Consider the following 14,384-nt stretch of genomic DNA (forward strand, 5'->3'; position numbering starts at 1 on the left):
GGATAGAGTATTAGTAAGTCACAAGGATAGGCATCTCTGGATTGCAAGTCACAGGGGCTGGTATCTTTGATTCGTGTACGCCTTGGGCTATGCGTTCGCCGGGCTTTCAGCCCGTTATTCCAGATTACCCCAGGTACCTGATTTTGCACATTAAACTTGACACCTTAGCAATTAATTCACCCGGACGTATTTCACGGGGCGAATCATGATGCCGGTGGGGCGACCAGCGGTATTTGCGACTTTTGCTGTTTTTCCACTAATATTAAGCGCATAGATGGTGCGTTTTCTGTTTGTCGTACCACTCACACTGTTACTGCTTGTTCCAATGGTGCTACTCTGTAGGTATGTATCTGATGTCCATTTCTCTGTATTTGCATTGTCATCAATATATCCAGTTCCAGGAATTAGAATGCTGTTTCCATTACTTTTACTTGTCAAACGGAACCATGTACGGCCATCTATTGATTCATTTGTGACGGTGATATTTTGGCAAAGTAACTCAAAATCCTTAGCAGTAGGAATACACCAACCGGCAGGCCAGTTAACCCGAACGATATCATCTTCCGCCTTTAAGTCTCTGGTATCTTTGTCAGTAGCGGATGTGTTATCGTAGTTGTATTTCGCAGTCAATGAACCATCAGCATAACCCTTGGTGCTGAACCTATCTGGCTCCTTAAGATATCCCCATGGAAGGCGCATACCGAGATTCTTCGTACACAATGAAATATAATAATCCTCATCAATAGGCGCACCATTATATGTCTTCAAGTCAACCTTCGACTCCACTCCATAGTTGAAAGGGCTCCACAGAAGTTTATAGGTCACTTCCTGCTCCACTCCGTTGATAGTCTCTGTCACTGTCTTGGTGATGCCAAGGTCAACGGCAAGGGCGTCGATATGGCTTACGATGATGTCTTTCTTTTTGTCATCGGGATAGATGTAGAGTTCCTTCAGCACGGGGCGGATGCAGCAGCCATACGGGCGGTAGATGCTTTTAGTTTCCGTAGGCGAATAGAGTGAGGTGTAATTTCCTGCATACGACGTCCTGCTGGCCGACATATAATACAAATACGCGGGGTTTACGATACTTGAGCCATTCATGAATCCATTGGTCAAGAATGTTATCTCCTTGCCGTTTATCTTGCTGCGGAGTGTTATTTTGTTGATATCTCTGTCTATCTCATCGCTGTGGATAGTCACCCGACTCGCCTCCTCTGTGTTGGCAATCAGCTCGTTGATGTCTGCCGCGCTGGGCATCGACCAATGACCTCCCCACAACTGCTTGGCTGCGTCATATACCGTCTCGGTAATATCCTCAGGCATGATGTTCCATGAGCCATCTATATACGTGCTTAAGGTGTAGGAGTCCTTCTCGAAGAGCTCTCCCCATGCCAATCGCTTGCCGAGTTTGTTGATGGCTGCGGCAATCTCGGAGGCGTCCATATAGGTGTCGGCCATACAATTACTGCTCTCCACACCGAGGTTGATAGGACTCCATTTCACTCCCGACGGAAGACCGAGATCTATGGCACAACGCTCATCCATACGATAGGTATAGACGATGGCATGACAACCGTTTTTCACCTTAATATCAGGGCAGTTGTAGGAAAACTCCTTGATGCCGGTATATTTGTCGCCAATGGTGTATTTGCCGTTTATTGACAATGTCTGAAGAGATGGAGAGTTGAGGATATATCGATAGTGCTCCACCTTGTTTTCATCCAGTGTTTTGGTGAACTTGTACATCGACGCCCAATTGCAGGTATGATCTTGGGTAAACGAGTGATAGATGTCTATCTTGGCATAACGATGCATGAATGTAAGCACGGTCACGGCATTTGTTTGTGGCGGTGTGACTTCGGTGTACATCCAGTCGGTGGCTGCCTGCATGCTCTGGTCATCGGCGGGAGCAGTCAGGCGTTTTTGTATGTCGGCAGGGTTTGCGCAGTTGTCGAAGTCTGCGGAATAAGGATAATAAGCCACATAGCGATAACCAAGTTTGTGAACTACCTTGGTGATGTCCGATTCGAGGTTCCATGCCTTTCCGTCGGGAGTGGTGAGTTTGATATTCTTGGCATTCTTGCCGTCTATCTGTGTCACAAACTTGTTGTTGCCATCAATGATGAAGAGACCGAAGGAGTCGCCCTTCTTGAAGTCGCGGGTTATCTCATTGTCCGTTACGTCTATCACCTCTCCCCTTGTCTGCGGTTGGTCGATGACAGTCACCTCAAACCTCATGGTATGACCTTCTGCCAACGACTCCGACGACGTGTATATGTCGTCACTGCAAGCCGTGAGGATAATTCCTATTATAATATATATCAGTTTCTTCATCATTACTCTACTGTTATGCGTATGGAGCCACGTGTCTCCGTATTGGTGTTCCAGTTCTTTCCGCCATACACAGGTCGGATCAGCATGCCCGTATATCGGTGACCGTTTTGGGTCAGTCCCATCAGGGTGACAGTATTGCCATTTTTGTCTTTATACGTCGAGGACTTGATTCGTGGAGTGGTAGGTACCATATACCCATTCTTATCGGTCTCCCTGTTAGCCTCCATTTCCATATAGCTTGCACAGGATATATCGCTGTGGGAGGCTGAGGAGGCGAAGTAATACATGCCGCCGTAGTCCTCGCTCCAGGATGTCGTGGTGTGGTAGTTGCCAATGGCGTTTCTTGAACGGCATGACAGCTCGTCGATGCTCCAGTCCGACCATGTGCCTCCGGGGATATAAAGCACCTCACCGTTTATCTTGCTCACAAACTTATAGATGACCACAAGATAGCGGAAGGGCCTTATAGAGTCAGTACCATAAAACTCTGAGTTATCGACGTGCAGGTTTTTGTATGTTCCATCGTCGTTCTTCTCTGCTATCCATGACGCATATCTCACGTTGTCCTCGTAATACCAGTCATATACCGATATATCGCTGTTGCTCATCAGTTCGTCAATCTCATTTTCGTTGGGTATTCGCCATTCGCCCTTCCACAGTTTGTTTCTCACCACGTCATATTCCGAACCGGCGATATTGCCGTCGATAGGTGAATAGGAATAGGTTCTGTCGATATATGTTCCCGGGTAATAACCCTTTTCCGAACCGGCTATAAACGAGGTCACTCCCGAAGCGTTTGTGGTCAGCGCATCGCCCACGGCAGTCACCTTTCCTTCGTCATTGATGATGACAGCCGGTTGCTCGTATTTTGTCTCCAGTTCGCCCCAGGAGTAATAGTCGCCACGGTCGAAACTCTTATGCAGTTCACTCGACATCAGGTTGGTCTTCTCTTTTCCGTAGGCATCATACCATTTTCCGCCTCGCTTCGTCTGGTCAGCTGCACTCTCCGACCCCAAGTTATATGCCGCCCATATACATCCCGAGGGAAATCCCATATCCACACCTGCTGTCTTATAGGATTCGGTGGGTTGTGAGGAGATGGAGATGAGGATGGCACTATTTTCCTTCATGTCCACCTTTGTCTGCCAGAAGGAATAGGAGGGAGCTTCGCTCTCGTCGGTATGCCTGGATAGGGCCATACCATATATCTGCAGTTCATTTCGCGGCAGGGTGACATAGCGATAGGTGCTTTTGCCTTCGGGCAGGAACATCTTGTCAAGGGCCACGGGCGCCTCTATCGTCAGGTCTTTATAGTCGCCATTATAGAACACCTGCAGCAGACTCATGGCATGGGTGAAGGAAAATCTCATTCTTGGTGCTGTCCATTCGGGATTATCGCATATCAGCAAGTCGGCAGCGCAATACTTCGACGCTGTTGACTGGTCGGCATATTTGTCATTGAACACTGACGTGTATTTCTTTTTTATATCATCCACCGACTTGCATCCCGTGTATTGCGCATCGTAGGGTGCATAGGCAAAATACTTGCATTCAGCATCGTAATATATCTTAGAAGCGACAACATTGCCGGAGACATCCACAGGATAGGCATTGCCGGTCTTTGCAACCTTAAATTTGAGGTTGTTAGCCACAAGGTTTCCGTCTTTATCCACCACGAACACACCGAGGTCATCACCCTCGGCGAATGTGGTGTAGATGCCGTTGTTGACCGATGCTCTTGTAGATACCTCCTGCGTCTTTCCGGCAAACGAAGCCACATCAACACTTATCTCCATCGGCATCTTCTCCGTTTCGAGGAGAGTGTCGGTGGAGCATGCCGCAAATGCGATAGCTACCAATAATATATATAATATGTGCTTCATAATCATTATTTATGTTTTGGGGAGTTATTTAATCTCCCTCATCAACACTGGCCTTATGGCAAAACCGTTATACCGCTCATGCTCCTGAATGGCACTGTCCTTGGGCGACATGTGTCCCGTGCTCGGGTCATTGGGGTCAATCTCGTATTTTGTATAAAAGGCGTAGGACTTCTCTTCGCCTCCTGCAGTTGCGGAAGCAGGCGTGGATGTCCAGTAGCAGCACCTCGCCTTTTCCACCTTCTTGTATGTATTTGTGCTCTCGTCAAGACCGGCATATCCCGTGATGGGCAGATAGATGATACCTGTCACTCTGCCTTCTGAATCCTTCTTCTGCACCTTCCATACCGATGCGTCGAAGTCGAGGTTCTCCTCAGACCCCTCACCAGTGTCCACCTTCTTGACAGTTGACCATGTCCAGTCACATTCATCTATCATTTTTTCCCACATCGCCTTTGTCGGCATCATCCAAAACCAGTGGCCTTCGCCAAGCATGTGTTTCACTGCATCATGCTCGGTATAGGCTATATCTGTAGTGGCGGTGCCGGTGTATCCGTTGGGAGAGTAGAGCGTTTCTTCTTTTCTTGCCACCTCTCCCCAGGAGAAGAGGTGTCCTGTCTCGAGTGCCTCCTTAGCCCCAAGGTTGCACGTTGCCCAGAGCACGTCGTATGTCTTGCCTTCGTAAGGCATAGTCATGCCTAAGCTCACGAACACCATCTGTGCCGTAATGTCGCCTGTCTGATGCCAGGTAAGCTGGGGAGTGACTACTATCTCGATGGATTCGGTGTTGTCAATATTATATGTGGTGCAATGAGATATCTCTATGGTGTTGAGTTTCACCTCCTTCTCTTCAAGCGAGAAGTTGAAGGTGTATATCTTTCCTGCCTCAAACTTATTGTTGGTGATGGCAGTTGAGTTGAGATTCAGTTGATATGTCAGATAGTTGGTGTCGATGGTGAACTTCAGCGGCACGCCGTTGAAATTGCCGTCGAGGGGGAAGCAGAGGTTATAGAATCTGCCTTTGTCGTTCATCGGTATCGTCACTTGGTCGATGCTGGTGGTGAGTTTGTTGTAATATCCCGTCTTGTCGTCTTGCTCTGCTATTGCGCCATCGGCAAATCTTAACTTATTGGGATATATCTTCGAACCGTCATCAGACTCCATCTTTATACCTGTGATGATGATGTCGGATGTTGTGCTGTTGGTAATGTTGAAGCGGATGATGGCACAGGCGGAGTTGAAATGCGAGGCTTTGGCAACAACGGCATTGTCATCCACCGACTTCAATGTTGTGGAGGTATATACGTAGGAATAGTCTTTTAATGTGCTGAGGTCGTTGGATAGTTTGTCGAAGGTGAATGTCGAGGGTAGGGGCATATCGACAGTCACGGCTGCTGAACTGCTTGTGACTGTGGTTTTGTCGTTTATCGGGTGGCAGCAGTACATGTTGTTGTTTGCAGCCACGGGATATACGTATGTTCCCTCATTCACGTCATATTTCACTCCGCTGACGGTTTCCAGTTTGATTTTCGACTTAGCCTCATCTACGGTCTCAAACTTTGTTTTCGAATAATAAGCGGCAGAAGAAGACATCGACTCATAAAACGGCACATACTGACCGTCATGCTTTATGGCAGTCAGCATATTGTCGCTATTTTCCCAAATGTAGCTCACCTTCTTTTGCTCGGTATCCGACTGGTCGTGCCACGAGCTCCTTGTCTGACTGTCTTCCGCAAAGGAGATGTTCAATCGCCTAAGTGAGTCTGACAATGTCTGCTCTTCATTGCACGAAGAAAGTAAGATGAGCAATAATAGGATATGCGTTATGAGTTTCATTCTTTTGCTGATTTCTTGTTTCACTCGGTCATGTCTGTGTTTGAAAACTCTCCTCCTGAGACAATATCATTGCAGTCGAAGAAGTTGTCTTGCGAAATGACCTTGATGAGCTTTGGCCCTTTCTCTGAGATGGAGAACACGTAGATGTAGTTCTTGCCACTCTGCCATGTTTCACTGTTCACAAACGATGCCTGCTTTGTTTCTCCGTTACATTTGAGCGATACTTGCCATCCTTTTGGGTTGGAGGCATCGGGCACACAATAATAATGTGTTGCAGAGGTTACGGCATCGGAGGTGTTGTTGGCAGGGATGGTTACTTCGGCAAAACTAAATGCCGCAGCACTTGTTTCCGTGGTGCTCAACTGCTGTGTGGCTGTTGGTGTGTCTGAGTTCCAGTCGTAGGAATATGTAAGGCTTGCTTCCGATGCTATTTCTTCATCGGGAGTGAGTGTGATGTCTGTGACAGTCACCTCCTCTGTGCTTTCCTTTATGAAAGCCACAGATACCATGCAATGCGCATAAGAAAAATGGAGGTTTACCGTCTTGCCGAAGTCAACAGAGCTATTCTCTATCTTCAGCGGTTCTGCTGCCATCACGCTGCCCGTCGTGTTGTTCTTCAGACTTAATGTCATCGAATTGGCATTGATAGATGTAACTGCATCGATAGGCGCTCCTGCCGTAAACAGATAACTGTCGGCATTCGGATTCCAATATACCAGATGTTGGGTGTCGTTGACATACGACCAGTCGTCAGTCACGAATTTCACCTCATATCCATCCATCGCCACTGTCTGCACTCCATCCTTTTCCGAAGCCGCAAACACCTTGAAGTTGTCATACATACCATTAGCTACAAACCCTCTCGTGAATGTGGAGGCGGGCGAAGCTGACACCAAGACGGGTGAATACCCGGGGACATCATCCCCGGATAACTCATCCGCCTCCTTACAGCTGTCGAGCAGCAGTAGGGAAAGCGATAACATTGTTATCGTATGGTGCAGGTTCACGTAGCGTGATAGAATATGTTTATTCACGTTATTATGTTTGCATCCGTTGTTTGAATCCGTTGTTTGCACCCGTGTTATCACCCGCTGTAGGGTCTTACTTTATGTAAGACCGCAACCCGTTATGAGTATCCTTGCGGCGGGCGGTCTTACATAAAGTAAGACCCTACAGCGGCGGATTCTCGGCAGTTTTCTTATTTAGAAAAATGACAATATTAGAGATCGATAGTGACGTTAACGTCATTCCAACTATCCACGCTGTTCACATTGAAAAGGATTGGCTTAAGAATGGGGGTGCCATCATCATGGAAGCCTACGTTATTCTTCATAATGATGGTATAGTTATATCTCTTTCCTGCTAAGAAATAATCAAGATCAGTTTGCAAGCCCGTACTAACTGATGTGTGGTCAGGTCCTTTCAAAGGAATATAAAAATAACCGTCATCAGTTGTGTTACCTACATAAAAGGCTCCATTGTACTTCACCTTACCAGTTATCTTGAGGCAAACTAATTCCTTAGATGAAAGATTTCCACCATTGAGTGAGGCCTTTTCCCCATCCCACATATCTTTGCTCGTACCTACAACATTGTTTGTTACCGTTCCATTAGTAGCAAGCAGATATTTATTGGCATCTTTGTCCCATACTGTATAGCCTTCAGTATTAGAACTCGTACTAATAGTTTCTGCAGAAGTAAGTTCTGAGCTACAGCTTGAACCCGTTAAGTTTTCATAGGAAGCATTACCGTTATTATCCACAAAAATTTTGCTATTTGCCGAAGATGTAGTGTTAATAAATTCAACATTCTTCACCTCAACTTCTACATTAGCAAGTTCCACCTTAATTTTTACTGAATTGATCTTAGAGAATGCATGATGGAAAGTCAGAGGAACGCGCTCTTCATAGCTCTGATTTATGGCACTTGCAAAAAGAACATCCTGATTGCCAGTGGCATTGTTTATGGTCATAACTGGGCCATTAGAAGAATTAGTTGAAGCAAATACATCGCCACTCTCAGCGTATGGGAAATAGGCATAGAAATCCATTGCTCCATTCGGCCAGAACTTTAAGTCACTCGGATTACTGTACTCCCAATGACTTGTTTCACTACTGAAATACTGTGCTACAGCCTTTCCTGTAGTACCAAGATAGAGATTGTTGTCAGAGGTATAACCTACAACACCAAAGCTACCTTCTTTCATCTTTGTAATATCAACATCACCATTTTCATAAACACGCGTCTTATTAGAATACGCATTAAACGAGATTGTGTTTGCCTTGTCTACGAAACCCTCTTCGTTGATTTCATTTGTGCAGCTGCCAAGTGCGAGCAGGGCTGCAAATGTAAGATAACCTATTTTTTTCATAATGTTAATGTATTAATTTGTAAAATGGTTTGTATTATTATCTGTTTTGTTATAAAATAATTTCTTGTATTATATCATTCCACGGAACCGTTTCGGGAGCCATGCCTTGGTTCTGGTCTTCGGGTGGTGTGGGACTCGCGGGCGGAAGTTCTACTTCAAATGCCACGTCGATGTCGAGGTCAAGGTTGAGGTCAAGGTCTATCTGATGTTCCTTATACCACTCTTCAAACTGTGGTGTCACGTCTGTCTTCACCGTGTGGATGGTGTTGTCCACCAGCACGAAATTGAGTGTAAGCTCAAATGTTTCCCCCTCTTTCAGTCTCTCGCCGTTGAAGCCGAAACTGTTGAACGACTGGGTGAGCATTGCCTCTGTGTAGTCGCTGTTGCGAAACTCGCGGTTTATGAGATTAAATGCGTATACCGTTGTCTCCTTGCTTGCTTTCCTCGTAGAGAGGTTTACCGACTTCGACAGTCCCGTCATAAACGAAGGCTGCATGCCTTTGCAGTAGTTCATTCCCTTCACGTACACTTTTACGTTTATCTTCTTCGTCACCGCCTTCTGCACTGTGTTTATCTCCCTTGACACATAGTCCCTGAAATATTCGTCGGGCATGTCGTGGAAATATTCCTTTCCTTCCGGCCGGAAGCTGACGTTTCTCACTGCCGAGACGGCGAGGTAGTTGGGATAGTCGGTGTAGACAGTGTCTGCGTCGATATACGCCTTGAAGTCGCCTAATGCCGAGCCTGTGTTGAACCTGATGCCGGGCAACTCCTCGCGGCTGTCGTTTATCAGTATCAAGTCGTAGGTGCCAGGGGCGAGCCTTATCACAGGGGTACTGTAATTGGCGTTTGGCGGCAGTTCTTCCACCAGACGACCGTTGATGGAGTCGAAGGCGAAGATGGTGACACCGTTCAGCCTGTTGTCGTCGTCGTAGCCCTTGCTTTCGGGCGAGAATGCTGTTTTGCTCCAGTCTATGTTTAGTTGCACCTTTTCCCTGCCCACTGTCTCGTAGTACAGATGGTCGCGGGAACACGCTACAGAAGTCATCATGGCGAGACCCGACAGGATATGTATGATGGTCTTATTATTCATGATGCTGTGTCTGTTTAGTTTTGGTGAATGTATATACAATCGACACGTTGAGCGACGTGGGAAGCACTGTGTTGAGCACCTTCGACACCCATGGATAGTCCTTCACCTTGATCACTCCGTATGGAGTGTCGTCAGTCTGGGTGTATTTTTGATATTTCGTATGCACGAAACCTACCGACGCTGAATATTCCATTTTCCATCTATTGGAGATATGGTGGGAATAACCTATCACCGGCGACACATGCCACATCGAACCCTGAACTCCACGGCGCGTCCACTGCAAGTCGTATTTGCCGCCACCTATTGTAAGTCCGGTGAAGAAAGAGGAGTATGGCTTGTCGGCATTCCCGAAATAGTATCTTGGCGTTATTGCCACATATCTCATCTGAATGGTCTTGTGCCTTTCGGTGTTTCTCCACCAAGGATATACGAGGGTCGCTTCTGCCGTCAGATTCTTTGCCAATGGCACTTCCACTGACGCGTTGACGAATGTCATCATGTCATACAGGAGGTTTGTCTTCACGAAGACGACTGGCTTGCATGTCGTGTCATGGCCGTAGCCCGTTTCGTTAAGAGCATTTGATTGCGCCAAAGCATTGCCATCAGACACTGTGAATATTACGACAACGACTGATAGTATCCTTTGAAACACAATCCTTATTATTTCCTGTTTTCTTTTCATGGCGCAAAATTAACAAAATCTCGCAATATTCAAATGTAATTCCCCAAAAATCGTAGTTATTTTAACAAGGATTAACTTATAAATGGGAGAAATGTATTGTTCGTTAGTCTTTGGGAAGGTGTGTATTTAATATATATATAAAGGTAACGTTAACAAAACGAATGTAAATGGCAAAATCACGTTAACAAAGTAACATTTTCACTCCCTTTATAAAAAAGGTGAAAAAGTTTGGAGGATTAGGGGAAAAGATGTATATTTGCATCCCAAAAGGATGAACCCAATATTTTCATTAAACATAATTTTCTTATGAAAGACTTTAAAGACTTGAAAGTTGCAGTGGCAGGCACTGGCTATGTAGGACTGAGTATCGCAACTCTGCTGTCGCAAAACCATCAGGTGACAGCAGTGGATGTAATACCCGAAAAAGTAGAGAAACTGAACAATAAGATCTCTCCTATACAAGACGATTATATAGAGAAATATCTCGCCGAGAAAAACCTTAACCTCAGGGCCACACTCGACGGAAGGGAGGCGTACAAAGACGCTGACTTCATCGTGATAGCTGCTCCAACCAACTACGACCCGGTGAAAAACTTCTTCGACACACATCATATAGAAGACGTGATAGACCTCGTGCTCGAAGTGAACCCCGACGCCGTGATGGTGATAAAGTCTACCATTCCCGTGGGATATTGCAGGTCGCTGTATGTGAAATATGCCGCAAAGGGAGTGAAGCAGTTCAACCTGCTGTTTTCGCCGGAGTTCCTGCGCGAGAGCAAGGCACTCTACGACAATCTCTACCCGAGCCGCATCATCGTGGGATACCCGAAAATCATCGACCGTGAAGACTTCAAGGAGGAGAACGACGCTATAATGAAGGTGACAGACGTGGAGAGAATGGAACAGGCAGCCAAGACCTTCGCCGCACTGCTTCAGGAAGGGGCAATAAAGGAAGACATAGACACACTGTTTATGGGAGTGAAGGAGGCAGAAGCCGTGAAACTCTTCGCCAACACATATCTCGCCCTGAGAGTGAGCTACTTCAACGAGCTCGACACCTACGCCGAGGTGAAGGGACTCGACACGAAGAGCATAATAGACGGTGTGGGACTCGACCCGCGCGTGGGCAACTACTATAACAACCCCTCGTTCGGCTATGGCGGCTACTGCTTGCCAAAGGACACGAAGCAGCTGCTGGCAAACTACCAAAACGTACCGCAAAACATGATGACCGCCATCGTGGAGTCGAACAGAACAAGAAAAGACTACATTGCGGATGCGGTGCTGAGAAAGGCTGGATGGTATGACTACAGCACTTGTAACCAGTACGAGGGACAGAAAGATCCGGTGACCATAGGTGTGTATAGGCTTACCATGAAGTCTAACTCCGACAACTTCCGTCAGTCGGCCATACAGGGCATCATGAAGAGAATAAAGGCGAAGGGCGCAGAGATAATCGTCTACGAGCCCACACTGGAAGACGGCACCTCGTTCTTTGGCAGCAAGGTGGTGAACGACATCAACGTGTTCAAGGCCAAGAGCCACGCCATCATCGCCAACCGCTACGACCCCTGCTTGGACGACGTGGAGGAAAAGGTGTATACAAGAGACATCTTCAGAAGAGACTAAGAGGAAGTTAAAGAAGTTGTCAGCGTCTGACATTTTGTCAGTATATGGGTGCATGGTTATGAAAGGATATACCTTTGGCATAGTTTTTGTGAAGGCGAAAGCAGAAAAAGAATGTATAAGTAAAACATAAACAGCTATGCAAAAAGGAAATATCGGGGTTACGACAGAGAATATCTTCCCCGTAATCAAAAAGTTCTTGTATTCTGACCATGAGATCTTCCTGCGTGAAATGGTTTCAAATGCTGTGGACGCAACACAGAAAATGAAAACACTCGCCGAAAGAGGTGACTTCAAAGGCGAACTGGGCGACCTGACAGTAAGGGTGAACCTGAACGAAAAGGAAGGCACGCTGACCATCAGCGACCGTGGTATCGGTATGACCGAGGAGGAAATAGACAAGTATATCAATCAGATAGCCTTCTCGGGCGTGAACGACTTCCTTGAGAAATATAAGGACAACGCCAACAACATCATCGGACATTTCGGACTTGGATTCTACTCCTCGTTTATGGTGAGCAAGAAGGTGGAAATCATCACCAAGAGCTATAAGGACGGAGCAAAGGCTGTGAAATGGAGCTGCGACGGTTCGCCGGCTTACGAGATTGACGATGCCGAGCGCGAAAGCCGAGGAACAGACATCATCCTACACATTGACGACGACTGCAAGGAATTTCTTGAGAAAGCCACCATCCAGGGACTGCTCAACAAGTACTGCAAGTTTATGCCAGTGCCTGTGGCATTCGGAAAGAAGACAGAGTGGAAGGATGGTAAGGACCAGGAAACCGACGAGGATAATATTATTAATAATGTTGAGCCGCTTTGGACAAAGACTCCAAGCTCGCTGAAAGACGAGGACTACAAGTCGTTCTATCGCACGCTCTACCCAATGCAGGACGAACCGCTGTTCTGGATTCACCTCAACGTGGACTATCCGTTCAACCTCACCGGTATCCTCTACTTCCCACGCATCAAGTCAAACATCGAACTGCAGCGCAACAAGATACAGCTCTACTGCAACCAGGTGTTCGTGACCGACCAGGTGGAAGGCATTGTACCTGAGTTCCTCACACTGCTCCATGGCGTGATTGACTCTCCTGACATCCCGCTGAACGTAAGCCGCTCATATCTGCAGAGCGACCGCGACGTGAAGAAAATCTCAACATATATCACCAAGAAGGTGGGCGACCGCCTGAACAGCATCTTCAAGGAAGACCGCAAGGCCTACGAGGAGAAATGGGACGACTTGAAGATATTCATCAACTATGGCATGCTCAGCGACCCTTCGTTCTACGACCGCGCCAAGGACTTCGCCATGATGAAGGACACAGAGGGCAAGCACTTCACCTTTGACGAATACCGCACACTCATAAAGGACAACCAGACCGACAAAGACGGTAATCTCATCTATCTGTATGCCACCAACAAGGAAGAGCAGTACAGCTACATAGAGACTGCCAAGGCAAAGGGCTACAGCGTGCTGATGATGGACGGCGAACTCGACGTGCCAACGGCTTCGATGCTTGAGCAGAAACTGGAGAAGAGCCACTTCACACGTGTGGATAGCGACATCATAGAGCGCATCATCGTGAAGGAGGACGCAAAGAAGGAGACTCTCGAGGCTGGACGCAAGGACAACCTCTCGCAGGTGTTCACATCGCAGCTGCCGAAGATGGAGAAGGCTGAGATTTATGTAGACGTGGAGCCGATGGGCGAACAGGCTCAGCCGGTAATCATCACACAGAGCGAGTATATGCGCCGTATGAAGGACATGAGCCGCCTGCAGGCTGGAATGAGCTTCTATGCCCAGATGCCCGACTCATACTCAATGGTGCTCAACTCCGACCATCCGCTGGTTAAGAAGGTGCTCGACGACTGCGAGGCTAACACCGCTGAGGCTCTCAAGCCCATAGAAAGCGAAATAAAGGGACAAGAAGCACGACTCGCCGCCCTGAGACAGATTCAAGACAAAAAGAAGCCTGAGGAAGTGACACAGGAGGAGAAGGACGACGTGAAGAACACTCAGAAGGCCATCGACGACGAGAAAGCTAAGAAGCGCGACGTGATTGCCGGATATGCCAAAGGCAACAGCATCGTCCACCAACTCATCGACCTCGCACTGCTGCAAAACGGCATGCTGAAGGGAGAGGCTCTCGACAAGTTCCTTAAGCGGTCGATAGAGTTGATAAAGTAATATTTCCCTTGAAATACATCAAGAACTATGCCTTTTCTGATGTTTTTTAGCAAAAAGTAGGGAAAAAATTTGGTGGTTACAAAAAAAGTCAGTACCTTTGCACACGCAATTCAGAAATGAGGTGCCTGAAAGGTTCCGTAGCTCAACTGAATAGAGCATCTGACTACGGATCAGAAGGTTGTGGGTTTGAATCCCGCCGGAATCACAAAGGACTCATGATGATAGCATAATACGGATTGGTTCCGTAGCTCAACTGAATAGAGCATCTGACTACGGATCAGAAGGTTGTGGGTTTGAATCCCGCCGGAATCACAGACAAAAAGAGCGATTATCATCAGATAATCGCTCTTTTTGTTTTTCTATTGCCA

General features: G+C 47.0%; 9 protein-coding genes and 2 tRNA genes. 4 read left to right on the top strand and 7 right to left on the bottom strand.

All coding sequences use genetic code 11. The features are described 5' to 3' along the window. Positions 1 to 171: 171 nt before the first annotated feature. The 7 genes from CIK98_RS09490 to CIK98_RS09520 all read right to left on the bottom strand — a co-directional run bounded on the left by CIK98_RS09490 (position 172) and on the right by CIK98_RS09520 (position 10,196). Positions 172 to 2,337, bottom strand: coding sequence for a fimbrillin family protein (locus CIK98_RS09490; protein ID WP_094383995.1), 2,166 nt, complete (start codon positions 2,335 to 2,337; stop codon positions 172 to 174). Then, complete coding sequence (locus CIK98_RS09495; protein WP_141210494.1) at positions 2,337 to 4,217, bottom strand: fimbrillin family protein; 1,881 nt, start codon at positions 4,215 to 4,217, stop codon at positions 2,337 to 2,339. Before CIK98_RS09495 ends, CIK98_RS09490 begins: the two co-directional genes overlap by 1 nt. A 24-nt stretch (positions 4,218 to 4,241) precedes the next feature. Next, positions 4,242 to 6,050: a fimbrillin family protein gene (locus CIK98_RS09500; RefSeq protein ID WP_141210495.1), complete on the bottom strand. Its 1,809-nt coding sequence runs from the start codon at positions 6,048 to 6,050 to the stop codon at positions 4,242 to 4,244. 20 nt (positions 6,051 to 6,070) lie between these two features. After that, a complete protein-coding gene (locus tag CIK98_RS09505; RefSeq protein ID WP_141210496.1) occupies positions 6,071 to 7,084 on the bottom strand; it encodes a fimbrillin family protein in 1,014 nt (337 codons plus the stop codon). 185 nt (positions 7,085 to 7,269) lie between these two features. Then, positions 7,270 to 8,421, bottom strand: a complete 1,152-nt coding sequence (locus CIK98_RS09510; RefSeq protein WP_094383999.1) for a fimbrillin family protein — start codon at positions 8,419 to 8,421, stop codon at positions 7,270 to 7,272. Between the two features lie 49 nt (positions 8,422 to 8,470). After that, entirely contained in the window at positions 8,471 to 9,514 is a 1,044-nt protein-coding gene (locus tag CIK98_RS09515; protein ID WP_094384000.1) for a DUF5119 domain-containing protein, read from the bottom strand. Beyond that, a complete protein-coding gene (locus CIK98_RS09520; protein WP_094384001.1) occupies positions 9,507 to 10,196 on the bottom strand; it encodes a DUF3575 domain-containing protein in 690 nt (229 codons plus the stop codon). The genes CIK98_RS09515 and CIK98_RS09520 overlap by 8 nt, the downstream gene beginning before the upstream one ends. A gap of 306 nt (positions 10,197 to 10,502) precedes the next feature. Here CIK98_RS09520 and CIK98_RS09525 point away from each other — a divergent pair, with 306 nt between their 5' ends. The 4 genes from CIK98_RS09525 to CIK98_RS09540 all read left to right on the top strand — a co-directional run bounded on the left by CIK98_RS09525 (position 10,503) and on the right by CIK98_RS09540 (position 14,328). After that, positions 10,503 to 11,825, top strand: a complete 1,323-nt coding sequence (locus CIK98_RS09525) for a UDP binding domain-containing protein (protein ID WP_094384002.1) — start codon at positions 10,503 to 10,505, stop codon at positions 11,823 to 11,825. Positions 11,826 to 11,961: 136 nt separating this feature from the next. Next, positions 11,962 to 14,016, top strand: coding sequence for a molecular chaperone HtpG (gene htpG, locus CIK98_RS09530; RefSeq protein WP_094384003.1), 2,055 nt, complete (start codon positions 11,962 to 11,964; stop codon positions 14,014 to 14,016). A gap of 131 nt (positions 14,017 to 14,147) precedes the next feature. After that, positions 14,148 to 14,221 (top strand) — tRNA-Arg (locus tag CIK98_RS09535). 33 nt (positions 14,222 to 14,254) lie between these two features. Then, positions 14,255 to 14,328: transfer RNA gene (locus tag CIK98_RS09540), tRNA-Arg, on the top strand. Positions 14,329 to 14,384: the final 56 nt, after the last annotated feature.

It is taken from the genome of Prevotella sp. P2-180, from assembly GCF_002251435.1.
Classification (GTDB): Bacteria; Bacteroidota; Bacteroidia; order Bacteroidales; family Bacteroidaceae; genus Prevotella.

Coding starts and splice junctions, on each gene's coding strand:
- CIK98_RS09490 (WP_094383995.1), bottom strand. CDS start 2,337: ATGATGAAGAAACTGATATATATTATAATAGGAATTATCCTCACGGCT.
- CIK98_RS09495 (WP_141210494.1), bottom strand. CDS start 4,217: ATGAAGCACATATTATATATATTATTGGTAGCTATCGCATTTGCGGCA.
- CIK98_RS09520 (WP_094384001.1), bottom strand. CDS start 10,196: ATGAAAAGAAAACAGGAAATAATAAGGATTGTGTTTCAAAGGATACTA.
- CIK98_RS09510 (WP_094383999.1), bottom strand. CDS start 8,421: ATGAAAAAAATAGGTTATCTTACATTTGCAGCCCTGCTCGCACTTGGC.
- CIK98_RS09500 (WP_141210495.1), bottom strand. CDS start 6,050: ATGAAACTCATAACGCATATCCTATTATTGCTCATCTTACTTTCTTCG.
- CIK98_RS09515 (WP_094384000.1), bottom strand. CDS start 9,514: ATGAATAATAAGACCATCATACATATCCTGTCGGGTCTCGCCATGATG.
- CIK98_RS09525 (WP_094384002.1), top strand. CDS start 10,503: ATGAAAGACTTTAAAGACTTGAAAGTTGCAGTGGCAGGCACTGGCTAT.
- htpG (WP_094384003.1), top strand. CDS start 11,962: ATGCAAAAAGGAAATATCGGGGTTACGACAGAGAATATCTTCCCCGTA.